Here is a 26,195-nt window from a genome sequence, read left to right on the forward strand (position 1 = left end):
TCCTGCCCGCCCTCCCGGTATCAACCAGGCCAGCGGGCATCATCCTTCAGCTCTCTGTGGAGCTACGCCGACTGCTCTGGCACAGGTTTCAAGTTCAGCTGGGCTTCAAAGATCAGCAGGTCACTTTCTTCGTTCCGTCTCATCAGCCCGATTACATGGGAGCTGACCTCGATCTCACCATTCGCATTCATGCGCACATACCGAGGGTATCGATCAAGCAACAGTTCGGATAATCCGCGACTATACCCCTCGCGAATCAATTTGATTTTTGATTCATCGTCGGTACCGTACTTCACTCGCTTGTAGAAGCTAGGCTCTACGGCGCCCACTCCATTGAGGATCTCAAGGAATCTGAAGATTTTGTTGTCAAAAAAGTCGTCTTCGTCTTTGAGCCTTACGATTGCGAGATTGACTCGTTCTACGTCGTTCTTTCGTGAAATTCTTACATAGTGAGCACTATGGCTATTTTTGTACTTGGTGTCGCCCCAGCTGGACACGTATACATAGTCAGTGCCTTTCGTTTGGGGGAGATCTTCCCAGTATTTTAACGTGTGTCTGATGATTTGTTTTGTAGTGCGTTTTTTTAGTTTCCAATCCAGGAACATTGCGTAAAAGTCCAACGCTGCCTGATTTTTTAGGCGCAGCATGTCGCTATTTTTTGTTCCTGCATGAAACTTTTCGATGAAGCAAGTCTTGATGTCGGTTAAGAGCCGGTCGGCGGTATTGATTGGCCCATTCGCCTCGAGTGATAGGCTAATGGCTTCGTCCACGTCTTCTTCTGAGGCAAATACGTCGATTTCGCTGACGCTGTTGGCGATCATTAAGCGGCCAACCTCTGTCTTTACATATTTGCATTCTTCGCCAGTGACAACGCCTGGCTGAAGGTTTTCAAGCCTTGATACCGCGTCCTTGTGGCGTAGGGCGGCCTTGTCATCACTTATGTCAGCTGCTTCGAGGAGAACATTGTTGACCGTGTCTTCGTCTTCTTTCGAGACGTTTACGGAATTTTCGTAGAACGTCTTGAGGTTCGCTCTCTTGTGGGTGTATTCATCAACACCCAAAAGGTAAATGCTGGATTCAAGCTTTTGCAGCGCAGAACCCGCCTTGGGGTCAAATACCTCACTAAATCTGTTTACCCGACCAATCAAATTTTTGAACTGTGATGACGTCAGGTTTCCTATTCCTTTGGAGTAGTCAAATATAAACAGTCGCTCGATTGGTAAATTTACTCCTTCAAGCAACGTTGAGTTGCATACCAGGTATTTCATCGCCTTGGACTTATTGAACAGATTTTCAAGATAAAGACGGATGGTATCTGGGATTGAACCGTGATGGTACATCACACCCTTTCGTAGGCAAGCGATGAGCCGATAGCGCTTGTCGAACGTTTCCTCGAGTTCGTCGCAAGCTGTTTGAACCAGTGGGCATTCAATGTTTGGCAAGCTCTCGGCTAGTTCGAGCGCAAATTGCTCGATCCGTTTTTTCGTGTTTCCGTAGATAATGTTCTTGGCAAGGGATTCATTTTTAATAAGGTCAAAGCAGTTCTTGTGCTTGCGATCTAAGTCAATCCAGTGGTTAAGGAAATGATCATAGAGCTTAAGCTTTCCATCATCCTTTCCGGTTCTGAAGTCCCTAACAAGGAAACGCTCGGATTTTATATACTCATCAATCCTGAATCCCTTCGGTGTCATGTCCAAGTAGCGAACACGAACATTAAGCTCATTGCAAAGGAATGGAGTTAGAAACTTGAAGGAAGTGTCGGGGTTGCGAGCTCCCAAAATACATAGCATCGTGGCCAATAGTTCGTTGCGGCTATCGCCCTGGAGGAGGTTGTGCGCCTCGTCCACGAACACCATGTCGAATTTTAAATAACTATGCTCGTTAAGCATGCGATTCAGTCGTTCTTGAGTCAGTACAAAAACGCGGCAGTTTCGCTCAGGAGAATACATCTCGGGGTGCGTGATGACTTTGCCCATGTCGTTGATGTCAGCATAAATCAACCGCTTTTTTGTCTGAGCCAGTAAGGCTTTTGAGGGTACAAGAATGAGTACACGTTTTTCAGGGTTGTCTCTAACGGACTTAATGATCAGCTCTGATTTGCCGTAAGAGGTCGGAGCTACTACAACTGATGAATTTTCATACTCAGCTTGTACGAAAGTTCTCAAGGTGTCCTGCTGCTCTGTAAGCACCATCTCTTGATCGCGGAAGGTATCTACGTAGCTACTTACGATGTTCTGGATAAAAGAGTTGCTCAGCCGTTCATCTTGCTCAAACGACTTTCCGATAACGGCAGAAACTGGGAGAAGCCCGCTGTTCACGGCTACGTCGTAAAGAGGCTCGTATCGGCCAGTAAGGTTTCCATAAAGCAGGGTGATTCGATAACCTAGGCGCTTAATTTCTGCCGCGCTGTGATTAAGTAGTAATACAGCGATAGCGAGAAGTTTTACAGTTTCCCCATCGGACATTTCATGACCGCGCAGAAGGTTCATGTAAATGTCTTTGAAACGGGTTTTTGCTAACTCCTTGATGGTGAGCTCTTGCATTTAGCATCCTGCCTCTGTGCGAAGGAAGTCTTCTAGCTTCTGAAGCGTTCCTTTCTGAAGCGATAGCACTAGAACGGTTTTGAATATCGGGTTGGCTATCAGCTTGTTTGTGAAATGTTCGACTGTCTTCTCTTCTACTTTTCGCGTCGCATCGTTGAATAGCGCAGATACCAGAACGACATTGTTGTCTGAGGCAACAGCAGTGTTCAGGTAGGCGTTGTCACCCTCTAGACCTAGAATCTCAAGAACTGATTCTTTGTAGCCTTTACTTTCATTGATTGATTTCTGGGCGGCATTGATCGCGTTGTGCCAATGGTTCGTCTCGGCCTCGGCAAGTCGGCCCTTTAAGTCATCTCGAGCCTTGGCCAGCAATGCGCTAGTAGCTGCGCAAGAGGTTCTTGTGCCTGCTCCGCCCGACTTTACCTCGGTGATCCACACTTCATTCGAAGCGGATTCGTACAGGACGAGGTCAAAGCCTTTCCTGATGTGTTTTTCTTCCATGTTGAAGAGCGGGGAAATGACATCGAAGCTATCGAGCTTTTTAAGAATGATCACGTGTGCCAGGAGTTCTCCAAGCATACCAATTCGCGTCTTATCTTCTTTAGTCGAATAGCGATCCCAGAATGATTTGAGGGTGGCTGCATACTTGAACATGATTGAGCTGCGGCTGGCGAGATCGGCGCCATGGCAGATACGCGTTAGGTTGTCTCGTATCGTGGTCTTTAGCTCATCAGAAAAGTTTTCAACACAGCACACTGCGTACTGACCGGTTTGCTTGAAAATTACGCCATCCATAACACGATCTTTCCAAAGGGGCCGCAGCCTTTGCTTTCCCCATCGCCGTAGGCGACAGGACTCGAGGATCTGGCAGAAGAATCAGCTCCCCGGTGAGCGTCTGCGCTCGCGATCAGAGAGGCAATTCACGGCAATCAATGCCATGGAGGCACTGTGCCATTTAGTAGGAAGTATAGCGAGAGGTGTCTTTCACACCCCGAGATTTTCCCGCTCCCAAACTTAGCGTGGATTACCGTTTTAGGGTGAGGGGCGCGGGGTGTCAATCGTTGTGGAGCTGGATGCAGTCTGCGCACATTTTGGCTGTCAATATGTCCTCAAAATACCTGCAGAAGCGTCAATCCAGGGCGAATCCATTGACAGTCAATCACCGTCAATGGGTATGCGGGAGAAACCCAGGTTTTCTGCTGGTTTGAGCGTGTCAATCTATGCATCGCAGTTGCGATGCTGGCCATTACTGGCCGGACGACCCGCTGGTGGCCGAGGCTACAGCACGGGCCAAGCCCAGGGGGACGTGACCGTAGCCGGGCCGGTGGTCAGTCGGCTTCACCTTCCAGCAGCATGAACAGGCGGTACAGCACCACAGTGCTGAACAGCTGCAGGAAGCCGCTGAGGCTGTCCATGGCCAGCTCCATGCCGGGCGATGGCTCGGGGAACGCCATCAGCAGCAGCCCGTCGATCAGCCAGATCGGTGCCAGCACTGCCAGCACGCAGATCATGATGCGCATGAAGTGCCCGGTAGTCATGCGGGCGCTTTCGCGCATCGACTGCACCACCGGCAGGCCGCGCAGCACCAGCAGGTACTCGGCGAACACCAGGTTGATCATGATCCACACGCCCGGGAAGATGAACAGCGCAAGGCCGGCCATGATCAGCAGCGAGCTGATCAGGATCAGCAGGGCCAGTTGTGGCCATAGTTGCAAGGCGCGGGCGAACAGGTCGCGCTTGCCGATGTCCTGGCCGTTGCTGCGGGTGTGCAGGTAAAGAATCAGTGCCGCACTGTACAGCGGGTAGAACAGCAGGCTGACCAGCATGCCGTAGGCCGGCGATGCCTGGTCGCCCATCTGCCGGTACAGCAGCTGGGTGAGCAAGGCTTCCAGCACCACCAACGGCAGGCACAGCTGGAGAATGTTCGGCAGGTGGCGGCGGAAGAAGTACAGGGAGTCGCGCAGAACGCTCAGCGGATTCATCAGTCAACATCGCATGGCAGTAAAAACAGGGGCATAACTTTAGCCCAAAGCAGGCGGGGGGCTGTCACTTGCTGAAAAAAGTTTCACGGCGCCGGTGATTGAATCCTGTGCCGCTACACCCCATCTTTGACGCTGTCCGTTGTCACGCTACCCCACGAGGTCGCCCCATGAACACTGAAGAACAAACCCTGATCGACGGCCTGTTCGGCCGCATCAAGCAAGCCGAAGACCCGAACCAGCCGCGTGACGCGCAGGCCCAGGCGTGCATCGAGCAACACCTGCGTCAGCAGCCGGCGGCGCCTTACTACATGGCACAGGCAATTCTGGTGCAGGAGGCGGCAATCAAACGCCTCGACGAGCAGAACAAGCAACTGGAGGCCGAGCTGAAGCAGGCCCGCGCCCAGGCCGAGGCCGCACAAGCCGGTAACAGCGCACCAGGCAACGGCGGCGGTGGCTTCTTGTCCAGCATCTTTGGCTCGGGCGGGCGCAGTGCGGCCCCGGCTGTGCAGCCTCAGCGCCCTTCGGCGCCGCCTGCAGCATCCGGCGGTGGCTGGCGCGAGCCGTCGGCCCCAGGTTTCTCCCAGCCTCAGCCTCAACCTCAGCCGCAGCAGCCTGGCTTTGGCGCTGCGCCGGCGCGCAGCGGTGCCAGCAGCTTCCTCGGTGGGGCCATGCAGACCGCAGCCGGTGTGGCCGGTGGTGTGTTGCTGGCGCAGGGCATCAGCAGCCTGTTCAACCATAACTCGCAGCCGGAAGAGGTGGTCGAGGTGATCAAGGAAGAGCCAGCACCGGCCAGTGACAGCGGCGGCTGGAACGACCAGGGCGGGCAGCAGCAGGTGGCTGACAACGGTGGTTGGGGCAGCGACCAGGGCGGTTATGCCGACACCGATTACGGCAGTGACGATGGCGAGTTCTTCTCGGACGACGACTCGTACGTCTGACAGGTCTGGCATACTGCTGGCAATTCTGGGGGCGCTTGGCGCCCCTTCGCGGGCACGCCCGCTCCCACAGTGACATGTACGACACCTGTGGGAGCGGGCGTGCCCGCGAAGGGCTGCGCAGCAGCCCCCGGTATCCCAGGCCAGACATGAGGTTCCCAGGTGAAAAAGATCGCGCTGTTCGCCGATGTGCAGAACCTCTACTACACCGTGCGCCAGGCGCACGGCTGCCATTTCAACTACACCGCGTTGTGGGCTGACGTCAGCCGTGAAGGCCAGATTGTCGAAGCGGTGGCGTATGCCATCGACCGTGGCGACAGCAAGCAACAGCAGTTCCAGCAGATTTTGCGCAACCTTGGTTTCGATGTCCGCCTCAAACCCTTCATCCAGCGCAGCGATGGTTCGGCCAAAGGGGACTGGGATGTGGGTATTACCCTGGATGTGATCGACGCGGCCAGCCGGGTCGACCAGGTGGTGCTGGCCTCTGGCGATGGTGACTTCGACCTGTTGCTGGAACGGGTGATCCAGCGCCACGGTACAGAGGCCGTGGTGTATGGCGTGCCTGGGCTAACCGCCTTGTCGTTGATCCGTGCGGCCACCCGCTATGTGCCCATCGAGGGTAAGCTATTGCTCAAACATTGAGGCCCTTTGATGGAACGTATTGCTGTAATCGACTTTGAAACTACCGGCATCAGCCCTGGCGCTGGCTGCCGCGCTACCGAAGTGGCGGTGGTGATGCTGGAGGGCGGGCGCATTGTCGAGCGCTACCAGAGCCTGATGAACGCCGGTGTGCCGGTGCCAGCCTTCGTCGCCGGGCTGACTGGCATTACCACCGCCATGCTGCGCAGCGCGCCGCCGGTGGACAAGGTAATGAACGAAGTCGCCGAGTTCGTCGGGGTCACCCCGTTGCTGGCGCACAACGCTGCCTTCGACCAGAAGTTCTGGGACTACGAGCTGAGCCGCATTGGCCGTAGCCGTAGCCAGTCTTTCGCCTGCTCCCTGCTGCTGTCCCGGCGCCTGCTGCCGATGGCACCGAACCACAAGCTGGGCACTTTGACCCGCTGGGCCGGCCTACCGGATACCGGTACCGCGCACAGGGCCATGGCCGATGCCGAGATGGCCGCCAACCTGCTGCAACATTTGGTAGGCGAATTGCGCCAGGCCCATGGTGTACAGCAACTCTCGCACGACCTGCTTTGCCGTCTGCAGAAGACCCCGGCTGCGAAAATGCGCGAAGCGCTGGCCAAATACCGTTAGGCAACACTGCCCCTAAACCGGACGCACCACAATTGTGCCGCTCATTTGCGCCCGTTCTGTAACGTACCTTGACCCAGGCAGGCCGTTAGACTGAATGACCCGTAAACGGATTTCGAGTTTTCCCATGCCTGCCTCCCGTCGCTTCCCGTTGTTGCTCATCGGTGCTTTCCTGGCCTTGTACCTGGTCTGGGGCTCTACCTACCTGTTCATTCGCATTGGTGTGGAGAGCTGGCCGCCGATGCTCATGGCCGGGGTGCGCTTCCTGATTGCGGGTGGTCTGCTGTACGGTTTTCTGCGCTGGCGTGGTGCGCCGGCGCCGACCTGGGCGCAGTGGCGGGCGGCAGGGGCAATCGGTTTTCTGCTGCTTAGCTGTGGCAACGGCGGCGTGACCGTGGCCGAGCATGCAGGGGTGGCATCGGGCGTGGCGGCGCTGGCAGTGGCCACAGTTCCCTTGTTCACCTTGCTGTTCGGCCTGTTGTTCGGGCACCGCAACTCGAGATTGGAGTGGGCTGGGATCGCCCTGGGGCTGGTAGGTATCGGCCTGCTGAACCTGGGCTCCAACCTGCAGGCAAGCCCGATGGGTGCGGCGCTGATTGTTTTCGCGGCGGCGTCGTGGGCGTTCGGTTCGGTGTGGAGCAAGACCTTGCCGTTGCCCCAAGGGCCGATGGCCAGCGCTGCAGAAATGCTGGTGGGTGGCGCGGCGCTGTTGCTGGGCAGCGTGCTGTCTGGCGAGCGTATGACGCAGATGCCGACTGCGGCCGGCTGGGGGGCGTTGGCCTACCTGGTGTTCTTCGGCTCGATCCTGGCGTTCAGTGCCTACATGTACCTGCTCAAGCACGTACGCCCGGCGGCGGCCACCAGCTATGCCTACGTTAACCCGGCGGTTGCCGTGCTGCTGGGCATTGTCTTTGCCGGCGAACAGATTGGCGCCGAGGAGTGCGTGGCCATGGCGGTGATTATCGGTGCGGTGGTGCTGATCGGCCTGCCACAGTGGCGCAAGGCACCTGCGCCTGCGCAGCCGTTGGAAGGCGAAATCTGCAAGTAGGCCGGGGTGATGCGGTAAACTTGCCGCCTTCGCTGAACCCCCTGACGGTATTGCCATGAATTTCGCCAAACTCGGCCTGATCGAACCCCTGCTGCGCACGCTGCAGCAGCTGGACTACACCACCCCGACCCCGGTGCAGGCCAAGGCCATCCCCGCCGTGCTGGCCGGCCGCGACCTGATGGCCGCGGCCCAGACCGGCACCGGCAAGACCGCAGGCTTTGCCCTGCCCGTGCTGCAGCGCCTGGCACTGGAGGGCGAGAAGGTGGCCAGCAACTCGATCCGCGCGCTGGTGCTGGTGCCTACCCGTGAGCTGGCCGAGCAGGTGCACAACAACGTGCGCGAGTATGCCGAGAACCTGCCCCTGAGCACTTACGCGGTGTACGGCGGCGTCAGCATCAACCCCCAGATGATGCGCCTGCGCCGTGGCGTCGACCTGTTGGTGGCCACCCCGGGCCGCTTGCTCGACCTGTTCCGGCAGAATGCGGTGAAGTTCAACCAGGTGCAGACGCTGGTGCTGGACGAAGCTGACCGCATGCTCGACCTGGGCTTTGCCGAAGAACTGCAATCGGTGTACGCCGCGCTGCCGCGCAAGCGCCAGACGCTGTTGTTTTCTGCCACGTTCTCTGACCAGATTCGCGTACTGGCGGGGCTGGCGTTGAATGACCCGCTCAGTATCGAAGTGAGCCCGCGCAACGCCACTGCAACCAGCGTCAAACAGTGGCTGGTGCCTGTGGACAAAAAGCGCAAGGAAGACCTGTTCTGTCACCTGCTGCGCAAACAGCGCTGGAGCCAGGTGCTGGTGTTTGCCAAGACCCGTAACGGTGTCGACCAGTTGGTGTCGCGCTTGCTGGCCGAAGGCGTAAACGCCGACGGCATCCACGGTGACCGCCCGCAGGCCACCCGCCAGCGGGCGCTGGACAGCTTCAAGGCCCGCGAGATTCAGGTACTGGTGGCGACCGACGTGGCGGCCCGTGGCCTGGATATCGACGACCTGCCGCTGGTGGTCAACCTCGACCTGCCGATCGTCGCCGAGGATTACGTGCACCGCATCGGGCGTACCGGGCGGGCGGGTAACAAGGGCGAGGCGATTTCGCTGGTGTGCGCGGATGAAGTGCAGTTGCTGGGGGCTATCGAAGTGCTTACCCGGCAGACCCTGCCACGCCATGAAGAACCGGATTTCATCCCTGATCACCGGGTGCCGATGACCGACGCCAGTGGCCAGGTGATCAAGAAGCCGAAGAAACCCAAAAAGCCGAAAGAGAACAGCGCCAAGCGCGGGCTGGGGCGTTGGATGGACAGTGGGGAGCCGGAGCCGGCAGTGAAGGCGGTGCGCAAGGTGCCGAGCTTCAATGGTGGGCCGCGTAAGCGTAAGCCTTGAGATTGATGGGGCCGCTTTGCGGCCCCAAAATTTGTCAGGAAACCCGCGTAACCCACTCCGCCGCCGCCCGCCCGGCACGCAACCCGCTGGCAAAGCAAGCCGTCAGCAGGTACCCCCCGGTCGGCGCCTCCCAGTCCAGCATCTCGCCGGCACAGAACACCCCCGGCATGCTTTTGACCATCAACCCCTCATCCAGCCCCTCGAAGCGTACCCCGCCGGCACTGCTGATTGCTTCATCCAGTGGCCGCGTACGCACCAATGTGATCGGCAAGGCCTTGATCGCCTGGGCCAGCGCCAATGGGTCGGCAAAGGTCGCCTGATCGGTCAGCTCGCGCAGCAGCGCCGCCTTGACGCCATCAATGCCCAGCTGGCTGTGCAGATGCTTGGCCATGGAGCGCGAACCGCGTGGCTTGGCCAGTGCCTGGGCAATTTTGTCCACAGGCTTGTCTGGCAGCAGGTCGAGCAGCAGTACCCCTCGGCCTTCGCGGTTGATGGCTTCGCGCACCGGTGCCGACCAGGCATACACCAGGCTGCCTTCAACACCCTGCGCGGTGAGGATGAACTCGCCTTTGCGCGGCGCGCTGCCGGGGACGCTGAGGGCAATGTTCTTCAGCGGTGCGCCCGCGAATTTCTCCTTCAACAATGCGCTCCAGCCATCCACCTCAAACCCGCAGTTGCTGGGCTGCAAAGGCGAGATATCCACAGCCCGTTCAGCCAGTAATGGCTGCCAGGCGCCATCCGAACCCAATCGCGCCCAACTGCCGCCACCCAGCGCCAGTACCACGACTGCAGCCTGCACCGCGCGCTCGCCCTGTGGATAAGCGATCCGCAAGGCACCGTCGGCATTCCAGCCCAACCAACGGTGGCGGGTGTGGATAACTACCCCGCAGTCGCGCAGCCGCTTGAGCCAGGCGCGCAGCAGGGGGGCGGCTTTCATGTCGGTGGGGAACACCCGCCCCGAGGTGCCGACGAAGGTTTCGATGCCCAGGCTGTGAATCCACTGGCGCAAGGCTTCGGCGTCGAAGCCGCGCAGCAGCGCCTCGACTTCGCCCTGGCGCCCGGCATAGCGTGAAACGAACGCCGGGTACGGCTCGGAGTGGGTGATGTTCATCCCGCCAACACCCGCCAGCAGGAACTTGCGCCCCACCGAAGGCATGGCGTCGAACACCTCGACCGCCAGGCCTGCCTGGGCCAGTGCTTCGGCAGCCATCAGGCCGGCGGGGCCACCACCAATAACGACGGCGAGAGGAGGGGAGGCGGGGTTCAGATCGGACATGGTGGGCAGCAGGCTGTGGAAAAGATGCGCATTCTAGCGCAGCGCTGCCCATGGAAGCACTGGTCAAAAAATGATCATAGTTCTGCAGGCCTTGCGTACAAAGGGCTACAGCGCCTTTCCCGCAGGTTATCCACAAGCGGTTCCACAGTCACTGTGAACAACCGATGACGCGTGCCGCGCTGTGGTGAAGGATGCCATGGCGCCTGGCCAACGCTTCGCGGTCCTTGCTGTAGCCGCCGCCGATCACGCCAACCACCGGGATGTCACGGCCCAGACAATGGCGCAGCACCGCTTCGTCACGGGCGGCCAGGCCGGCGTCAGTCAGTTGCAGGTAGCCAAGGGCGTCGTCCTTGTGCACATCGACGCCGGCGTCATACAGCACCAGGTCGGGGTGATAGAGCGGCAGCAGGTAGTTAAGGGTGTCGTCCACCACCTTCAGGTAGGCCGCATCGCCCATGCCACGGGGCAGGGGAATGTCCCAGTCGCTCTGCGCCTTGCGGGCCGGGAAGTTCTGTTCGCAATGCAACGACACGGTGATGGCCTCGGGGGTGTCGTGCAGGATGCGCGCGGTGCCGTCACCCTGGTGCACATCGCAATCGAAGATCAGTACCCGGTGTACCCGGCCAGCCTCCAGCAGGTAGCGGCTGATCACGGCCAGGTCGTTGAAGATGCAGAAGCCGGCGGGGTGGTCGTAATGGGCATGGTGGGTGCCACCGGCGAGGTGGCAGGCGATGCCATGTTGCAGCGCCATCTCGGCGGTCAGCAGCGAGCCACCCACAGCCCGCACCGTGCGCCGGGCCAGGGCTTCGCTCCAGGGCAGGCCGAGGCGACGCTGGTCCTCGCGGGACAGGTCGCCGTTCATGTAACGCTCGATATAGCCACGGTCGTGGGCCAGGGCGAGGATGTCGTTGGGGCAGATGTCCGGGCGCAGCAATGCCTGGTCGGTGGTCAGCCCGCTGTCCACCAGGTGGTCATGCAGCAGGCGGAACTTGTCCATCGGGAAGCGGTGTTCGGCGGGGAACTCCGGGCTGTAGTCTTCGTGGTAGATCAGCGGCAACGGCATGGGTGGGGTCGCAATCAGGGCCAGTGCTGATCTTGCCATGACGGGTGACTGCAATGGGAGTACCTGTTTTTTTCGCCGGTACTGGCCCTTTTGTGGGAGCGGCCTTGTGTCGCGATTGTGCTGCGCAGCAGCCCCAAAAATTCAGCGCAAATGCACAAGTTGCTGGGGCTGCTGCGCAGCCCAATCGCGACACAAGGCCGCTCCCACAGGGATCGCGTTTACGTTTGAGGGCTATTTTCCTGTGCTGGCCAATACGCGTTGCCAGTCGGGTTCGTTCAGTCGCCCGAGGATGCGTGCCTTGCCATTGCCATCCACCGACACGAACAGGGCACTGGCATAGCCACTCTCGCGCTCGCCACCCGCAACGTTCTGCTGGCGGGCGAAATGGTCGATGCAGCCATTGTGGGTCACCAGCACCAGGTTGTGGCCGGGGCGCTTGCGTGACAGTGCTTCACTGGCGAACTGGTTGTCACAGCCTTCCAGCCAGTTCTCGCTGGCCACCGCCTGGCCGAGGATGAAATGCGCGGTTTGCCGGGTGCGCAGTTTCGGGCTGCTAAGCATATCGGCGTTGTCAAGGCCCAGTTGGTGCAACCCTTGGCCAACGCGTCCGGCGGCCTGGCTGCCGGCCACGGTGATGCCGGTGGGGTCGCCCAGGCAGGGGCCGGGGGCGCTGTCGCAGCGTTCGGCGTGGCGGATCATCACGATCACTGCGCCGTCGGCCCAGTCCTGCAGCAGGCCGCTGTCACTCAGTTGTTGCTCGTTACCAAGGTCCACGATATGCGTCCTCGTCGCCAGCCAGGTGGTCACCGCCGCCACGACCATGCAAAGCCCAAGGGCGGCACCGAGGGCTTTGCGTGACAGGCGCCGCTTGCGCCGGGCGTGAATGGCAGGGTGTCCCAGGGTGTTGCTCGATAGCATGTGTTGCTCCGTTGGCGGTGCCGCGGTTGGCGCGGAGGTGGATGGCAGCATCCTGCCAAGTGGCCTGTCGGGGACCGGTGAAGGGCGTGTGAAAATTGCATTTGGCTGCTGCCGGCTGGGTGAACCCCGCGCCCGCGCCTACGCTGTAAACTGCAAGGCGGTAAACCGGAGCAGGCACGATGACCCCCATTCTTGAACTGGAAAGCGCACGGCTGGTGCTGCGTCAATGGCATGACGATGACTTGCGCGAGTTCGCCGCGCTGTGCGCCGACCCACAGGTGATGCGCTATTTTCCGGCGCCGCTGACGCGTGTTGAGGCGGCAGCGTTGATCGGCCGGGTACGCGGGCATTTCAATGAGTACGGCTTTGGCCTGTGGGCCTTGGAGCGCAAGGACAGTGGCGCATTCATCGGCATGACCGGGTTGCTCAATGTCAACTTCGACGCGCCTTTTGCCCCGGCGGTGGAGATCGGCTGGCGCCTGGCACGCCGCCACTGGGGCCTGGGCTTTGCCAGCGAGGCGGCGTGGACCTGCCTGCGTTGTGCTTTCGCCCAATTGCGCCTGGAAGAGGTGGTGTCGTTCACTAGCGAGAGCAACTTGCCGTCGCAGAAGGTGATGCAGGCCATCGGCATGCAGCAGGACCTGAACGGCAGCTTCGAACACCCCCGCCTGCCCGTGGGGCACCCGTTGCGCCCGCATGTGCTGTACCGCATCGACCGCGCGCTTTGGGAGCGCACCCTGCGCGCCTGAATGCACGGCCATGCCCGGTAAGAATGACAAACCCTGTATCATTTGCCTTCATAACGAGCGCTGTAGAGACGTGTTGCCTTGCGAGGAGAACCCCCAATGAGTCATGTGTTGGACGACCTGGTCGACCTGTTGAGCCTCGAATCCATCGAGGAGAACCTGTTCCGTGGACGCAGCCAGGACCTGGGCTTCCGTCAGTTGTACGGTGGGCAGGTGCTGGGCCAATCGTTGTCGGCGGCCAGCCAGACAGTCGAGGACGCCCGCCATGTGCATTCGTTGCATGGCTACTTCCTGCGCCCGGGCGATGCCAGCCTGCCGGTGGTGTACTCGGTGGACCGCGTGCGCGATGGCGGCAGCTTCAGTACCCGACGGGTGACGGCGATCCAGAAGGGCCAGACCATCTTCACCTGCAGCGCGTCGTTCCAGTACGACGAGGAAGGTTTCGGGCACCAGGCGCAAATGCCTGACGTGGTCGGCCCGGAAAACCTGCCCACCGAGGTGGAGCTGGCCCGCGCCATGGCCGACCAGTTGCCCGAGCGTATTCGCGACAAAGTGCTGTGCGCCAAGCCAATCGAGATCCGCCCGGTCACCGAGCGCGACCCGTTCAACCCCAAGCCCGGCGACCCGGTGAAGTACGCCTGGTTTCGCGCCGACGGCAACCTGCCCGACGTACCCGCCCTGCACAAGTACCTGCTGGCCTATGCCTCGGACTTCGGCCTGCTGACCACGGCGTTGCTGCCGCATGGCAAGTCGGTGTGGCAGCGCGACATGCAAATCGCCAGCCTCGACCATTCGCTGTGGTTCCATGGCAACCTGCGCGCCGATGAGTGGCTGCTGTACGCAACAGACAGCCCCTGGGCCGGGAACTCCCGCGGTTTCTGCCGCGGCAGCATCTTCAACCAGGCCGGGCAACTGGTGGCATCGTCGAGCCAGGAAGGCCTGATTCGCCATCGCAAGGACTGGGCATGAGCCTGGGCGAGGTGCGTCACTGGGTGTTCGACATGGACGGTACCCTGACCGTGGCCGTGCATGATTTCGACGCCATTCGCGTGGCGTTGGAGATACCCGCCGAGCACGACATCCTCACCCACCTGGCGGCGTTGCCGGCAGACGAAGCGGCGGCCAAGCATGCCTGGTTGCTGGAGCACGAACGCGACCTGGCGGTAGCCTCCACGGCGGCCACCGGGGCGGTGGAGCTGGTGCGCGAGTTGGCCGGGCGCGGGTGCCGGCTGGGCATCCTGACCCGCAATGCCCGCGAGCTGGCGCATGTGACGCTGGAGGCCATCGGCTTGGCAGACTGCTTCCCGGTGGAGCACATTCTTGGGCGTGACGAAGCGGCGCCCAAGCCAAGCCCGGATGGGCTGCTGAAAATTGCCGGTGCCTGGGGCGTGGCGCCGAGCGAGCTGGTGATGGTGGGGGATTACCGGTTTGACCTGGACTGCGGTCGTGCAGCGGGTGCGCGCACGGTGCTGGTGAACCTGCCGGATAACCCATGGCCGGAGCTGGCGGACTGGCATGCGGCCGATTGCCGGGCACTGAAGGTGATGCTGGGCTGATTTTGTGTTGGCAATGCGGGCCTCTTCGCGGGCATGCCCGCTCCCACAATGGCACTTGCTCCCTGCGCGACAGCGCAGCCCAACTGATTTACTGATTTAGCAATGACTTTGTGGGAGCGGGCTTGTCCCGCGAACCCCGGCGCAGCCGGGGCCATCCATCGCGTCGCCTGCTTCGCGGGGCAAGCCCGCTCCCACAGGTATTGCGCGAGTCTCAGGGCTGTGGTGCCCCTGTGGGAGCGGGCGTGCCCGCGAAAGGGCCGAACCTGTCTATGCTGAACCCCATTCTTTCCTCTGATACGGAGACCCACCCATGACCAGCAAGGCCATCTACGTACAACCCGGCGGCGGCTACGACAAGGTCGAGGTCGGCACAAGCGAGGCCGCTGCCCCCAAGGCCGGCGAAATCACCGTGCGCCTGCACGCCAGCTCCCTCAACTATCACGACTTTGCCGTGGTCAGCGGCATGTGGGGCCCGAGCGAGCGGCGTATCCCCATGGCCGATGGCGCTGGTGAAGTGGTTGCGGTGGGCGAAGGTGTCAGCGAGTTCCAGGTGGGCGACGATGTGGTCAGCACCTTCTTCCCCGACTGGCTCGACGGCCAGGCCAACGTCGAAGGCTTTGGCAGGGTACCCGGCGACGGTCTCGATGGTTATGCCCGTGAGCAGGTCACTGCCCGTGCCACCGCGTTCACCCTGGCCCCCAAGGGCTTCAGCCACGCTGAAGCGGCTACCCTGACCACCGCAGGCCTCACCGCCTGGCGTGCGCTGATGAGCGACGACCACCTCAAACCTGGCGACACGGTACTGGTGCAAGGCACCGGTGGTGTGTCGATCTTCGCCCTGCAGTTCGCCAAGCTGGCTGGCGCCACCGTGATCGCCACGTCGTCCAGCGACGCCAAGCTGGAGCGCCTGAAGGCCCTGGGCGCCGACCACCTGATCAATTACAAGAGCACCCCGGCTTGGGGTGAGAAGGTGCGCGCGCTCACCGGCAACCGCGGTGTCGACCATGTGATCGAAGTGGGCGGCCCGGCGACGCTGGAGCAGTCGATGATTGCCGCGCGCATCGGTGGGCATGTGTCGCTGATTGGCATCCTTACCGGCGTGGCCGGTCAGCTGCCGCTGGTGCAGGCGCTGGTGCGGCAGATTCGTCTGCAAGGTGTGCTGGTGGGCAGCCGCGCCCAGCAGCAGGCGATGGTGCGGGCGATCGATGCCAACGGCCTGCGGCCGGTGGTGGACAAGCACTTCGAACTGGAGCAGATCGTCGAAGCGTTCCGCTACCAGGAAAGCAACCGGCATTTCGGCAAGATCTGCCTGACCTGGTGAAGGCTGGACTCCCAAAGGCCCTGCCCATACGCGGGACCTGTGTGAGCGGGCGCACCCGCGAAGGGCTGCGCAGCGGCCCCTAGCCCGGCAGCAAACGGTCGCGGCTGTTGGACAGGTGCAGGCAGACCGCCGCCCTCGCTGCGTCCGGGTCTTGCCGGCGGATGGCATTGAGGATTGCCTCATGCTCCAGGTTGGCCAGATACGCCTGCCGCGCCAGCTTCGCCCCCCCGCGTTCGGCCAGGGCTATGCGGTTGCGCGGGATCAGGCTGTTGCCCAATTGCAGCAGCATCTCGGTGAAGTACAGGTTGCCGGTAGCCTCGGCAATCAGCAGGTGGAAGCGTCGGTCGGCCTCGATACAGCTGTCGCCGGCGGCTGCCAGGTCCTGATAGTCATCCAGCGCCTGGCGCATGCGCACCAGGTGCCCCTCGTCACGGCGCAGCGCAGCCAGGGCGGCGGCCTGGCCTTCCAGGCCAATACGCAGTTCCAGCAGGTCACGCACATTCGCCGCGCTTTCCGCTGCCATACGCAGCCCGGCCTGGGCCTGGCGCGCCATCACGAAGGTACCGATGCCGTGGCGCGGCTCCACCAGCCCGGAGGCCTGCAACTTGGACAAGGCCTCACGCACCACCGTGCGACTGACCCCGTGCTCGCGCACCAGCGTGTTCTCTGAAGGCAGCTTGTCGCCCGGCTTGAAGGTGCCCAGCAAAATCTGTTGGGTCAGGCTGGAGACAAGGTCATGGGCGCGGCTGTGGCCGTGCTTGCGGGCGTTTTCGGGTTCCATGCTGTGATCCGTTTCGCGCTTAACTTGTACGACAAGTTAAACCATCAAATTATTTTTTGCCGATTTTTTGTGCCTTCAGACTGCTGTTTAGCTTCGCTGTTTTTGAAAGATCGCAGCATGTTTACATTATGACAGCTTGTATTTTGCTTTTTTACCGACATTGTTGATCTTGTCGTACAACATCGCCACGCATATGCTCATCCCCACTGCCATGTCAGACAACCCAGACCCGCACAAAAACAATTAGTGGGAGATTTGCAAGTGAACGACACCCTCACTCCGTCTGCCCGGCACGACAGTGACGCCTTGGCCAGTGCCGTGGCCAAGGTCAAGCGTCATGTCCTGCCGCTGTTTGTCATCATGTTCATCGTCAACTACCTCGACCGCGTCAATATCGGTTTCATCCGCCCGCACCTGGAAAGCGACCTGGGCATCAGCGCTGCGGCCTATGGCTTTGGCGCCGGCTTGTTCTTCATTGGTTATGCGTTGTTCGAAGTGCCTTCGAACATGTTGCTGCAAAAGGTGGGGGCGCGGCTTTGGCTGACCCGCATCATGTTCACCTGGGGCTTGGTAGCCACGGCCATGGCCTTTGTGCAAAACGAAACCCAGTTTTACGTGCTGCGCTTTCTGCTGGGGGTTGCCGAGGCGGGCTTCTTCCCTGGGGTGATCTACTACTTCACCCGCTGGCTGCCAGGCGCCGAGCGCGGCAAGGCGATTGCCATCTTCCTCAGCGGTTCGGCGCTGGCTTCGCTGATTTCCGGGCCGCTGGCCGGGGCGTTGATGCAGATTCAGGGCCTGGGTATGCATGGCTGGCAGTGGATGCTGTTCATCGAAGGCATGGCCTCGGTTGCACTGTGCTTCTTCGTGTTTTTCTGGCTGGATTCCAAGCCGCAAGATGCCAAGTGGTTGAGCCAGGCCGAGCAGGACGCGCTAGTGGCCGCCATCGACCGTGAGCAACGTGAGCGTGAAGCCGTTGGTACAGTCAAGGCATCGGCCTGGACCCTGCTCAAGGATCGCCAGATCGTGCTGTTCTGCGTGATCTACTTCTGCATTCAGTTGACCATCTACGCTGCCACCTTCTGGCTGCCTAGCATCATCAAGCGCATGGGTGACCTCAGCGACCTGCAGGTCGGCTTTTTCAACTCGATCCCGTGGCTGATCTCGATCCTGGCCATGTACGCCTTTGCCGCTGGTTCTGCGCGCTGGAAGTTCCAGCAGGCCTGGGTAGCCGGTGCCCTGTTGGTCGCCGCCATCGGCATGTTCATGTCCACCACCGGTGGGCCGGTGTTCGCCTTTGTCGCCGTGTGCTTCGCGGCCATCGGGTTCAAGTCGGCATCGTCACTGTTCTGGCCGATCCCGCAGGGTTACCTGGATGCCCGCATCGCGGCGGCAGTGATCGCCCTGATCAACTCGGTCGGCAACCTCGGCGGCTTTGTTGCCCCCACCACCTTCGGCCTGCTGGAGCAGCAGACCGGTTCGATCCAGGGTGGGCTGTACGGCCTGGCCGTGACCTCGGTGCTGGCGGCCATTGCCATCTTCTTTGTACGCACTCGCCCCAAGGGCGCCCCTACCGATGACCTCAAGGCCCCCTCGGCCCTGGGCCATACCCACTGATGACTGCGAGACAACAATCATGACTATGCAGACCAATCCCGCCGTTCATACCAGCACTCCGGTGGTCACCGACCTGCGCGTTATTCCCGTGGCCGGCCATGACAGCATGCTGCTGAACCTCAGTGGCGCCCATGGCCCGTATTTCACCCGCAACGTGGTAGTGCTGCGCGACAGCGCTGGCAATACCGGGCTGGGCGAGGTGCCTGGCGGTGAAAACATTCGCCAGACCCTGGAAGACGCCCGCAACCTGGTGCTGGGCCAGCCGATCGGCCACTACCAGCGCGTGCTCAATGCCATGCGCCAGACCTTTGCCAGCCGTGACTCGGCTGGTCGCGGCCTGCAGACGTTTGACCTGCGCATTACCGTGCATGCGGTAACGGCCATCGAGTCGGCACTGCTCGACCTGCTTGGCCAGCACCTCAACGTGCCTATGGCGGCCTTGCTGGGCGAGGGGCAGCAGCGCGATGCGGTGAAGATGCTGGGTTACCTGTTCTACATCGGCGACCGTCAACACACCGACCTGGCCTACCGCAATGAGGCCGATGCCGATGACGACTGGTTCCGCGTGCGCCACGAGAAGGCCTTGACCCCGGAAGCGGTGGTGCGTCTGGCCGAAGCGGCCGAGCAGCGCTATGGCTTCAGCGACTTCAAGCTCAAGGGCGGTGTGCTGCGTGGCGAAGAGGAGATGGAAGCAGTGACGGCGCTGGCCGAGCGCTTCCCCGAAGCCCGTATCACCCTTGACCCTAACGGCGCCTGGTCACTGAAAGAGGCCATTGCCCTGTGTCGCGACAAGCATCACGTACTGGCCTATGCCGAAGACCCCTGCGGCGCCGAGAACGGTTACTCGGGCCGTGAGGTGATGGCCGAGTTCCGCCGTGCCACCGGCCTGCCCACCGCCACCAACATGATTGCCACCGACTGGCGGCAGATGGGCCATGCGATCCAGTCGCAGGCAGTGGATATTCCGCTGGCCGATCCGCACTTCTGGACCATGCAGGGCTCGGTGCGGGTAGCGCAGATGTGCAATGACTGGGGGCTGACCTGGGGTTCGCATTCGAACAACCACTTCGACATTTCGCTGGCGATGTTCACCCAGGTGGCGGCGGCGGCGCCGGGCGAGATCACCGCAATCGACACCCACTGGATCTGGCAGGACGGCCAGCGCCTGACCCGTGAGCCGCTGCGCATTGTCGACGGGCATGTGCGGGTCCCGGCCCGGCCGGGGCTGGGGGTGGAGCTGGATGAGGACCAGTTGGCCAAGGCCCATGAGTGCTACCGCAACATGGGGCTGGGGGCGCGGGATGACAGCGTGGCGATGCAGTTTCTGATCCCGGGCTGGCGCTTCGATCACAAGCGGCCTTGCCTGGTGCGTTGAGGCGGTTACAGGCCCGCAGTGCAAAGACAGCCCCGGGTGACCGGGGCTTTTTTGTGAGTAGCTGAAATCGCCTGGGCCGGCACTGGCAACCCACATCCAGATGAAAAACAAAAGCTCCAGATGGCGAGGTGGCGCGATCGGGCATGCCATTCGCGACATCTGGCGGTAATGGAACTGCCCTGTCGTGATCGAACAGTTCCGGGGCGTTCTCGTGTAATTTCCCGCAGCCCTGCAAGGCTTAAATGAAGCCCGAACCGCACGGACATGTTGCTCTGTGATGCGCGCCAAAGATCAACAACAGCGCGCGAGCAACCTGTCGACTTACTGATTTGAAAGGAGATATTTTCGCCTACACCTGCCCGTCCATCCTTGTGTCAGCAAAAAGAGAACAACATCAATGAGCACCGTGGGATCTGATGGCAACCTTGCACAAGGTTTCAAGCCTCGTCATGTAACGATGCTGTCCATCGCCGGCATCATCGGCGCCGGACTTTTCGTAGGCTCTGGCCACGCCATCGCGGCGGCCGGGCCAGCTACCATAGTTTCTTATTTCGTGGCCGGAACCCTGGTGGTACTGGTCATGCGCATGCTCGGCGAAATGGCCGTGGCACACCCTGATACCGGGTCATTTTCCACCTACGCCGACCAGGCCATCGGCCGCTGGGCCGGTTACACCATTGGCTGGCTGTACTGGTGGTTCTGGGTACTGGTGATCCCTATCGAAGCGCTGGCTGCCGGGCATGTGTTGAATGCCTGGTTCCCGCAGGTGGACAGCTGGATCTTCGCGCTGGCTTCGGTGCTGCTGCTGGCCTGCACCAACCTGTTCAGCGTGGCCAAATACGGTGAGTTCGAGTTCTGGTTCGCCATCCTCAAGGTTACGGCGATTCTGGGTTTCATCGGCCTGGGCTTTGCCGCGTTGATGGGCTGGTTGCCTAACCGCGAGGTCAGCGGCCTGAGCGGGCTGATGGCTGAATATGGCGGCTTCGCTCCGAAAGGTTGGTCGGCGGTGGTGGGTGCGTTCATCACCGTGATGTTCAGCTTCATCGGCACCGAGGCAGTGACCATCGCCGCGTCCGAGTCCAGCGACCCGTCGCGCAACATCGCCAAAGCCACCCGCTCGGTGATCTGGCGTATCAGCACCTTCTACATCCTGTCGATCTTCGTGATCATCTCGGTGGTACCGTGGAACGATCCGCAGTTGGCAGTGGTGGGCTCATACCAGCGTGCGCTGGAAATCATGAACATTCCCAACGCAGCGTTCATGGTCGACCTGGTGGTGCTGGTGGCAGTGACCAGTTGCATGAACTCGTCGATCTACATTGCTTCGCGGATGATGTATTCCCTGGCCAAGCGCGGTGACGCCCCGGCCTTCCTCAACAAGACCTCCAAGGTTGGCGTACCGCGCGCTGCCGTGTTTGGCAGTACCCTGATCGGGGCAGCTATCGCCGTTCTCAACTACTTCGCGCCAAAGGGGGTGTTCGAGTTCCTGCTGGCCAGCTCTGGGGCCATCGCCCTGCTGGTGTACATGGTCATCGCCATCTCGCAGCTGCGCATGCGCCGCCGCCTGGAGCGGGAGAACACCGAGCTGAAGTTCCGCATGTGGCTGTTCCCGTACCTGACCTGGGCGGTGATCATCTTCATTGCCGGGGCCTTGGCGGTGATGATGTACACGCCCGAGCACCGGGTAGAGGTAAGTTCTACGTTGGGCCTGGCGATCGTGATTTCCTTCCTGGGGATCGTTACCTCGCGCGGCCATGTGCAACCTGTGGGGGCGCGGTCGATGGGGTGATTCAGTTCACCTGGCGGTAGGGCGAAGGGCACCCGAGGATGGGTGCCCTTTGTTTTTCAGGGCGACGGTCAGGCCGTCATCATCTCGATGTACCTCATCACCGCCGGCGCTTTCTCGAAGCGCCGGTGAACCAGGCTTAGCCACGAGCTAGCTTGGCAATCGACGACCCGCCGGTAATTCACCTGTGGCAGGTTGATGCGCTGCACCACCGATTCCGGGACGACGGCAACGCCTTGCCCCAGTGATACCAAGGTAATCACTGCCACCAGGCTGCCGGGTTGTGGGCCAAGCCTGGGGACGAAACCACCTTGCGCGGCCACTTCCAGCGTGCCGGAAATTTGCTCGGGCAGGATGAAGGATTCGTTGGCCAGGCGCGAGGCCGGGATCTGCGGCATTTCGTTGATACGCGAGCTGGCGGGCAGGGCGAGGACGAAACCTTCCTGGTGCAAGGCGATGGCTTCCAGTTCGTCAGGCAGCTCCATCGGTGAGCGCACGTAGGCAAGGTCGAGCAAGCCGTCGCGGACCATGCCGGGCAGTTCGGCCATGGGCAGTTCACGGATATTCAGGCGCACGCCAGGGCAGGTTTCGCTGTAGCGGCTGACTTGCTGCTGGAGCATGCCCGAGTAGGCGGCTGAAGCCACGTAGCCCAGTTCGATACGCCCGCTTTCGCCACGGGCGGCCTTTTGTGCGCCCAGTTGCGCCGCATCGAACTGACGCACGGCGTGCTCCGCCTCGATCAACAATGCCTGGCCGGCGGCGGTCAGGTTGACCTCGCGCTGGCTGCGCTCGAACAGGCGTACGCCCAGTTCGCGCTCCATGTCCTGGATCTGGCGGCTGAGAGTGGGCGGGGCGATCCCCAGTTGCTCGGCGGCACGGGTGAAATGACCGTGACGGGCGACGCAGAGGAAATAGCGGAAATGGCGGATTTCCATGGGTGTTACCTACAGGGTAATGACGCAGGCCGCCGGGGCTAACAACGCTTTGGGTTGGCGGCGTTATGGTTGAGGCCAACACTACAAGGCTGGTGGCTTGGGGGTAAAGGCCGCTTGTGGAATAGCCGGGCACTGCTTTGCAGGGGGCTGCACCGCTCGCGAAGGTTAGGCAAAACCTGTGGGAGCTGGCTTGCCTGCGATGGGCTGCAAAGCAGCCCCCGGCGATGCTGCAATTTGACCGTACCGCCAAGCCAACCCGCTCTGCTTCCGGAGCCTTATCATGCCCTCTGCACGTTTCACCCTGCTCACTGCCTCCTTGGTCTGCGCTCTGATCATTCTCGACACCAACATCGTCGCGGTCAGTCTGCCCAGTATCGCCCGTGACCTGGCGGGCTCGTTCGCCGATATCGAGTGGGTGGTCAGCGCCTACCTGCTGGCTTTTGCTGCCTGCCTGCTGCCTGCCGGTAGCCTGGCCGACCGCTTCGGCAGGCGGCGCATGCTGCTGCTCGGCCTGGTGCTGTTCGGCATCGCTTCGTTGGCTTGTGGTGCAGCGCCAAGCCTGTTGTTCCTTGACATGGCCAGGGCCGCCAAGGGTGTGGGGGCAGCGTTGTTGCTGACCTCGGCACTGGCCGCCATCGGCAACCGCTTTCATGAGCCGCAGGAACGCATGCGCGCCTGGGCCTTCTGGGGTGCCTGCATGGGTGCCACCATCACCTTCGCGCCGCTGTTGGGCGGGATAATCGCCAGTACCTTGGGCTGGCGCTGGATCTTCTACATCAACCTGCCGTTGGTGGCAGTGCTCGCGGTCATGGTGCTGTACAGCGTCGATGAGTCTCGCGACAGTGCGGCGGCCCGGCTCGACCCATGGGGCAGCCTGACTTTCGCCGGCGGCCTGGGTTACCTGATCTGGGCGATGATCGATGCCAGCCAGGTGGGCTGGGGCAGTGCGCAAACGCTAGGTAGGCTGGTGATCAGCGCCTTCCTGTTCGGCGTGTTCGTCATGGTCGAGCGCAGCCAGCAGCGGCCAATGATCGACCTGCGGCTGATGCGCAGTGCGCGTTTCGTCGGTGCCTTGCTGGGCATGTTCGCCTACGCCGCTTGCGCCCAGGTGATGATGACCCTGCTGCCGTTGTACCTGCAGAACGGCCTGCAGCTGTCGGCCCTGGCCGCGGGTGCGGGCATGTTGCCATTCGCCGTGGCCATGCTGCTGATGCCGCGGGTTGGCATGCGCCTGGCCGCGCACTGCAGCGCTGCGCAGGTGTTTGCGCTTGGGCTGATGCTGGTGGGGGTAGGCAACCTGTTGTGTGCCTGGGCTGCAAACCATGGCGGCTACAGCGCGTTTGCAGTGGCCAGCCTGGTGCTAGGTGCGGGCGCCGGGCTGCTCAATGGCGATACGCAGAAGAACATCATGGCCTGTGTGCCCCGTGAGCGTACTGGCATGGCGTCGGGGCTGAGCACCACCACGCGGTTCGGCGCGATCGTGCTGGCAATAGGTGTACTGGGCGCAGTGCTGGCCGCCCGTACCGGCCAGTTGATGAAGGAGGCGATGGCAGTGGTGGCCCCAGCGCACCTGGGAGAAGTTACAGCGATGGCCACGCGAGTGGCTGCCGGTGACCTGGCCGCCGCGTTGGCCATGCTGGATCCCGCCTTGCGTGCCGAGGTTGCTCCCTTGGCTCGGCAGGCGTTCATCGGTGGTTTTGAGAGCGTGCTGCACGTCGCAGGCATTGCCGCCATGGTGTTTGCCATTGTGGTGGGTGTGTTGCTGAGCCGCCCGCCAGTGCAGCTGGAGGCGTGGGCAGAGCACGGTGCGTGAGCCCTCACGCGGCGTTACAGGATAGCGTTTTGCAATTATTTCTCCCGGGCCCTCAACTATTTCGAACGGCGAATGTCATTGATTGCGGGCCTGTTGAGTGATGCCAAAGTGCAATGAGCACCATCTGCCGTCCTGATGGCAAAAAGCCGCTATCGCACAAAACTGTGTAGATGGTGGAAAATCACGTTTTCGCCATACCAAGGCAGTACCTTGGGTAGAAGAAACCGCCCTTGAGCATCGGGCGATTCCGCCAGCGGTTGCCGCAATCTACTGTTTGGTGTGTGGCTTAAAAATGGATTTATCCCTTGTTTTACAAGGGTTTTAGTAAAAGTAGCGCTCAGTTCTATGGATACTCACGGAGGAGGGCTGGACCAAGATTCAGGTTTGTCATGGAGGATACGCTGCAAACCCCGCCATCAACCCTGCCGATCTTCCTGATCAGGTGCTGGAGATCACGGTTTACGTGGCCTTCAGGGCTTTTCGCACATTTTTCCGACCGCTGACTTCAGCCATTTTAAATGTCCGAATGGTCAGGTTTTGCACATCGAAAATATAGGTCGACGGTAATTTTTTAGAGTAGGCCGGTCAGCGCTGTTGTGCATGCCGGCGAGGTGCAGTAAACACCACCTAATTCGTTGATTTCCTCAGTGTAATCAGGGCTATAGCCCTGATTTTGGCGTGGCCGTATTGGCCGGCGCCCCGCTTTGATTTTGGGTATTTAGCGTCAAAAGCTTTTACATGGGTGTGCAGAAATGCGTCGCGGATTGCAGGTATTAACCCAATCTGTCAAAATTTCGCTGTTGCACATTTCTAAGTCTTGGATGAAAATGCTGCTTCATGGAGCGAGATATGGACGAACTGGGACCAACCACAACGTCATGGGGCAGCGGTGCGGGCGAGGATGTGGATGTTCGCGCGCTACGACGCTACAACCGGTTGCTGGGTGTTTTGCTGGATATCGGGGAGTGGGCCTGCATCGGCTTGCTGCCTTGTGTAGCGGTGGCCGCCATCTGGCTGGTGACGCAAACGAATTTTGAAAATGTCGTGTTCTATGACGGAACCGACTCGATTTGCATTTACGACGGAACGACAGGGGAAATCCGCAATGTCGAGTAAGGAAACCCAACACGGAACCCCTGATGGTGATGCGCCGCAGGCCCGGCGGGGCACCGATGAAGAAAAGCTGCTGGAGCTGGCACTGGACGAAACGCCCGGTGAGGCCGCAGCCACCGTCAGGGAAGTCAAGCGTCTGCAGCTGGAGTGCCTGGATCTCAAGCGCCGTAACAAGCGCGTCTGGGGGCAGCTGCTGGCCCTGACTTGCGTGTTCGGCGTAACCATCGCGGCGGTGGTGTTCTGGTACCCGAAGTACCGCTGGATTCCGACGATTGACAACCATGCCATCTGTGAAGTCTCCACTGAAAGCAACCCGCGCGTCACCCCTGCGACGCTGGCCGAGTACGCCAAGGATGCGGTGGTCAACTCGTACTCCTACGACTATGTGAACTACCGCTCCAACCTCAATGCCGCAGGTGCGCGCTGGTACACCGATGAGGGGCGCAAGGCCTTCCTGAAGACGCTTGACGATTCAGGCAACCTGGAGCGCGTGCTCAAGGGGCGGATGATCCTGCGGGCCATGGCCACCCAGGTGGCCCAGGTCGAAGAAAGCGGTGTGCTGGCGAGCGGGCAGAACTACTGGGTGGTACAGGTGCCGATTGCCATCGAGTTCTATGTCGGCGGTGATCAGCAAGCACGCTCGCGCCAGGATTTCCTCGCAGCCGTAACCATCGTCCAGATCCCCGCTTCGGCCACCAACACCAAAGGCATCGCCGTCGATTCTGTTCAGCTGTCGCCGTACACCTCAAGGAAGTGAC

At 60.9% G+C, this 26,195-nt stretch carries 23 protein-coding genes; 15 read left to right on the top strand and 8 right to left on the bottom strand.

From position 1 onward, the window contains the following. Positions 1 to 62: 62 nt before the first annotated feature. From CKW35_RS17790 to CKW35_RS17800, 3 genes are all read right to left on the bottom strand, one after another. The gene (locus CKW35_RS17790; protein WP_028699933.1) at positions 63 to 2,543 is read right to left on the bottom strand and encodes a DEAD/DEAH box helicase; all 2,481 of its coding nucleotides are present in this window, start codon (positions 2,541 to 2,543) and stop codon (positions 63 to 65) included. After that, the gene (locus CKW35_RS17795; RefSeq protein ID WP_028699932.1) at positions 2,544 to 3,338 is read right to left on the bottom strand and encodes a Hachiman antiphage defense system protein HamA; all 795 of its coding nucleotides are present in this window, start codon (positions 3,336 to 3,338) and stop codon (positions 2,544 to 2,546) included. A gap of 533 nt (positions 3,339 to 3,871) precedes the next feature. Continuing rightward, complete coding sequence (locus CKW35_RS17800) at positions 3,872 to 4,525, bottom strand: YciC family protein (protein WP_023048888.1); 654 nt, start codon at positions 4,523 to 4,525, stop codon at positions 3,872 to 3,874. Positions 4,526 to 4,692: 167 nt separating this feature from the next. On the opposite strand from CKW35_RS17800, the gene CKW35_RS17805 reads away from it, so the two are divergent. From CKW35_RS17805 to CKW35_RS17825, 5 genes are all read left to right on the top strand, one after another. Next, complete coding sequence (locus CKW35_RS17805) at positions 4,693 to 5,463, top strand: DUF2076 domain-containing protein (protein WP_070086613.1); 771 nt, start codon at positions 4,693 to 4,695, stop codon at positions 5,461 to 5,463. Positions 5,464 to 5,622: 159 nt separating this feature from the next. Further along, a complete protein-coding gene (locus tag CKW35_RS17810; protein WP_016489324.1) occupies positions 5,623 to 6,102 on the top strand; it encodes an NYN domain-containing protein in 480 nt (159 codons plus the stop codon). Between the two features lie 9 nt (positions 6,103 to 6,111). After that, positions 6,112 to 6,717 (top strand): PolC-type DNA polymerase III, encoded by a 606-nt coding sequence (locus CKW35_RS17815; protein WP_016489323.1) that lies wholly within the window; start codon positions 6,112 to 6,114, stop codon positions 6,715 to 6,717. Between the two features lie 124 nt (positions 6,718 to 6,841). After that, entirely contained in the window at positions 6,842 to 7,762 is a 921-nt protein-coding gene (gene yedA / locus CKW35_RS17820) for a drug/metabolite exporter YedA (protein WP_023048887.1), read from the top strand. A 55-nt stretch (positions 7,763 to 7,817) separates the two neighbouring features. Further along, positions 7,818 to 9,140, top strand: coding sequence for a DEAD/DEAH box helicase (locus CKW35_RS17825; protein WP_060518539.1), 1,323 nt, complete (start codon positions 7,818 to 7,820; stop codon positions 9,138 to 9,140). Between the two features lie 34 nt (positions 9,141 to 9,174). Here the strand turns inward: CKW35_RS17825 and CKW35_RS17830 are convergent, their stop codons facing one another. The 3 genes from CKW35_RS17830 to CKW35_RS17840 form a co-directional block, all read right to left on the bottom strand. Next, positions 9,175 to 10,416 carry a TIGR03862 family flavoprotein gene (locus CKW35_RS17830; RefSeq protein ID WP_016489320.1) on the bottom strand — a complete coding sequence of 414 codons (1,242 nt, stop codon included), beginning with the start codon at positions 10,414 to 10,416 and terminating at the stop codon, positions 9,175 to 9,177. A gap of 148 nt (positions 10,417 to 10,564) precedes the next feature. Continuing rightward, positions 10,565 to 11,479, bottom strand: a complete 915-nt coding sequence (locus tag CKW35_RS17835) for a histone deacetylase (RefSeq protein ID WP_095116507.1) — start codon at positions 11,477 to 11,479, stop codon at positions 10,565 to 10,567. Between the two features lie 231 nt (positions 11,480 to 11,710). Beyond that, complete coding sequence (locus CKW35_RS17840) at positions 11,711 to 12,397, bottom strand: histidine phosphatase family protein (protein WP_016489318.1); 687 nt, start codon at positions 12,395 to 12,397, stop codon at positions 11,711 to 11,713. A gap of 179 nt (positions 12,398 to 12,576) precedes the next feature. Here CKW35_RS17840 and CKW35_RS17845 point away from each other — a divergent pair, with 179 nt between their 5' ends. From CKW35_RS17845 to CKW35_RS17860, 4 genes are all read left to right on the top strand, one after another. After that, positions 12,577 to 13,146 carry a GNAT family N-acetyltransferase gene (locus CKW35_RS17845; protein WP_023048884.1) on the top strand — a complete coding sequence of 190 codons (570 nt, stop codon included), beginning with the start codon at positions 12,577 to 12,579 and terminating at the stop codon, positions 13,144 to 13,146. Between the two features lie 96 nt (positions 13,147 to 13,242). Further along, positions 13,243 to 14,112, top strand: coding sequence for an acyl-CoA thioesterase II (tesB, locus tag CKW35_RS17850; RefSeq protein WP_016489316.1), 870 nt, complete (start codon positions 13,243 to 13,245; stop codon positions 14,110 to 14,112). Then, positions 14,109 to 14,699, top strand: a complete 591-nt coding sequence (locus CKW35_RS17855; protein WP_016489315.1) for an HAD family hydrolase — start codon at positions 14,109 to 14,111, stop codon at positions 14,697 to 14,699. The genes tesB and CKW35_RS17855 overlap by 4 nt, the downstream gene beginning before the upstream one ends. A 310-nt stretch (positions 14,700 to 15,009) precedes the next feature. Beyond that, positions 15,010 to 16,020: an NAD(P)-dependent alcohol dehydrogenase gene (locus tag CKW35_RS17860; RefSeq protein WP_016489314.1), complete on the top strand. Its 1,011-nt coding sequence runs from the start codon at positions 15,010 to 15,012 to the stop codon at positions 16,018 to 16,020. Positions 16,021 to 16,099: 79 nt separating this feature from the next. Here CKW35_RS17860 and CKW35_RS17865 read toward each other — a convergent pair whose 3' ends face one another. Next, positions 16,100 to 16,801 carry a FadR/GntR family transcriptional regulator gene (locus CKW35_RS17865; protein ID WP_095116510.1) on the bottom strand — a complete coding sequence of 234 codons (702 nt, stop codon included), beginning with the start codon at positions 16,799 to 16,801 and terminating at the stop codon, positions 16,100 to 16,102. A 261-nt stretch (positions 16,802 to 17,062) separates the two neighbouring features. Between CKW35_RS17865 and CKW35_RS17870 the strand changes: the two genes are divergently transcribed. The 3 genes from CKW35_RS17870 to CKW35_RS17880 all read left to right on the top strand — a co-directional run bounded on the left by CKW35_RS17870 (position 17,063) and on the right by CKW35_RS17880 (position 21,579). Beyond that, positions 17,063 to 18,415: an MFS transporter gene (locus CKW35_RS17870; RefSeq protein WP_016489312.1), complete on the top strand. Its 1,353-nt coding sequence runs from the start codon at positions 17,063 to 17,065 to the stop codon at positions 18,413 to 18,415. A 19-nt stretch (positions 18,416 to 18,434) separates the two neighbouring features. Next, positions 18,435 to 19,790, top strand: a complete 1,356-nt coding sequence (gene gudD, locus CKW35_RS17875) for a glucarate dehydratase (RefSeq protein ID WP_070086784.1) — start codon at positions 18,435 to 18,437, stop codon at positions 19,788 to 19,790. A 397-nt stretch (positions 19,791 to 20,187) separates the two neighbouring features. Further along, positions 20,188 to 21,579: an amino acid permease gene (locus CKW35_RS17880; RefSeq protein ID WP_016489310.1), complete on the top strand. Its 1,392-nt coding sequence runs from the start codon at positions 20,188 to 20,190 to the stop codon at positions 21,577 to 21,579. Positions 21,580 to 21,647: 68 nt separating this feature from the next. Here CKW35_RS17880 and CKW35_RS17885 read toward each other — a convergent pair whose 3' ends face one another. Next, positions 21,648 to 22,511: a LysR family transcriptional regulator gene (locus CKW35_RS17885; protein WP_060518531.1), complete on the bottom strand. Its 864-nt coding sequence runs from the start codon at positions 22,509 to 22,511 to the stop codon at positions 21,648 to 21,650. A 280-nt stretch (positions 22,512 to 22,791) separates the two neighbouring features. Between CKW35_RS17885 and CKW35_RS17890 the strand changes: the two genes are divergently transcribed. The 3 genes from CKW35_RS17890 to CKW35_RS17900 all read left to right on the top strand — a co-directional run bounded on the left by CKW35_RS17890 (position 22,792) and on the right by CKW35_RS17900 (position 26,194). Next, the gene (locus CKW35_RS17890) at positions 22,792 to 24,324 is read left to right on the top strand and encodes an MFS transporter (RefSeq protein ID WP_016489308.1); all 1,533 of its coding nucleotides are present in this window, start codon (positions 22,792 to 22,794) and stop codon (positions 24,322 to 24,324) included. A gap of 849 nt (positions 24,325 to 25,173) precedes the next feature. Further along, positions 25,174 to 25,440 carry a hypothetical protein gene (locus CKW35_RS17895; RefSeq protein ID WP_016489307.1) on the top strand — a complete coding sequence of 89 codons (267 nt, stop codon included), beginning with the start codon at positions 25,174 to 25,176 and terminating at the stop codon, positions 25,438 to 25,440. After that, positions 25,430 to 26,194: a DotI/IcmL family type IV secretion protein gene (locus CKW35_RS17900; RefSeq protein WP_016489306.1), complete on the top strand. Its 765-nt coding sequence runs from the start codon at positions 25,430 to 25,432 to the stop codon at positions 26,192 to 26,194. Before CKW35_RS17895 ends, CKW35_RS17900 begins: the two co-directional genes overlap by 11 nt. Position 26,195 lies beyond the last annotated feature (1 nt).

It is taken from the genome of Pseudomonas sp. Irchel 3F3, from assembly GCF_900187545.1.
Classification (GTDB): domain Bacteria; phylum Pseudomonadota; class Gammaproteobacteria; order Pseudomonadales; family Pseudomonadaceae; genus Aquipseudomonas; species Aquipseudomonas fortuita.

Coding starts and splice junctions, on each gene's coding strand:
- CKW35_RS17880 (WP_016489310.1), top strand. CDS start 20,188: ATGAGCACCGTGGGATCTGATGGCAACCTTGCACAAGGTTTCAAGCCT.
- CKW35_RS17825 (WP_060518539.1), top strand. CDS start 7,818: ATGAATTTCGCCAAACTCGGCCTGATCGAACCCCTGCTGCGCACGCTG.
- CKW35_RS17890 (WP_016489308.1), top strand. CDS start 22,792: ATGCCCTCTGCACGTTTCACCCTGCTCACTGCCTCCTTGGTCTGCGCT.
- CKW35_RS17795 (WP_028699932.1), bottom strand. CDS start 3,338: ATGGATGGCGTAATTTTCAAGCAAACCGGTCAGTACGCAGTGTGCTGT.
- CKW35_RS17855 (WP_016489315.1), top strand. CDS start 14,109: ATGAGCCTGGGCGAGGTGCGTCACTGGGTGTTCGACATGGACGGTACC.
- gudD (WP_070086784.1), top strand. CDS start 18,435: ATGACTATGCAGACCAATCCCGCCGTTCATACCAGCACTCCGGTGGTC.
- yedA (WP_023048887.1), top strand. CDS start 6,842: ATGCCTGCCTCCCGTCGCTTCCCGTTGTTGCTCATCGGTGCTTTCCTG.
- CKW35_RS17895 (WP_016489307.1), top strand. CDS start 25,174: ATGGACGAACTGGGACCAACCACAACGTCATGGGGCAGCGGTGCGGGC.
- CKW35_RS17865 (WP_095116510.1), bottom strand. CDS start 16,801: ATGGAACCCGAAAACGCCCGCAAGCACGGCCACAGCCGCGCCCATGAC.
- CKW35_RS17845 (WP_023048884.1), top strand. CDS start 12,577: ATGACCCCCATTCTTGAACTGGAAAGCGCACGGCTGGTGCTGCGTCAA.
- CKW35_RS17835 (WP_095116507.1), bottom strand. CDS start 11,479: ATGCCGTTGCCGCTGATCTACCACGAAGACTACAGCCCGGAGTTCCCC.
- CKW35_RS17900 (WP_016489306.1), top strand. CDS start 25,430: ATGTCGAGTAAGGAAACCCAACACGGAACCCCTGATGGTGATGCGCCG.
- CKW35_RS17800 (WP_023048888.1), bottom strand. CDS start 4,525: ATGAATCCGCTGAGCGTTCTGCGCGACTCCCTGTACTTCTTCCGCCGC.
- CKW35_RS17830 (WP_016489320.1), bottom strand. CDS start 10,416: ATGTCCGATCTGAACCCCGCCTCCCCTCCTCTCGCCGTCGTTATTGGT.
- CKW35_RS17860 (WP_016489314.1), top strand. CDS start 15,010: ATGACCAGCAAGGCCATCTACGTACAACCCGGCGGCGGCTACGACAAG.
- CKW35_RS17805 (WP_070086613.1), top strand. CDS start 4,693: ATGAACACTGAAGAACAAACCCTGATCGACGGCCTGTTCGGCCGCATC.
- tesB (WP_016489316.1), top strand. CDS start 13,243: ATGAGTCATGTGTTGGACGACCTGGTCGACCTGTTGAGCCTCGAATCC.
- CKW35_RS17815 (WP_016489323.1), top strand. CDS start 6,112: ATGGAACGTATTGCTGTAATCGACTTTGAAACTACCGGCATCAGCCCT.
- CKW35_RS17885 (WP_060518531.1), bottom strand. CDS start 22,511: ATGGAAATCCGCCATTTCCGCTATTTCCTCTGCGTCGCCCGTCACGGT.
- CKW35_RS17840 (WP_016489318.1), bottom strand. CDS start 12,397: ATGCTATCGAGCAACACCCTGGGACACCCTGCCATTCACGCCCGGCGC.
- CKW35_RS17790 (WP_028699933.1), bottom strand. CDS start 2,543: ATGCAAGAGCTCACCATCAAGGAGTTAGCAAAAACCCGTTTCAAAGAC.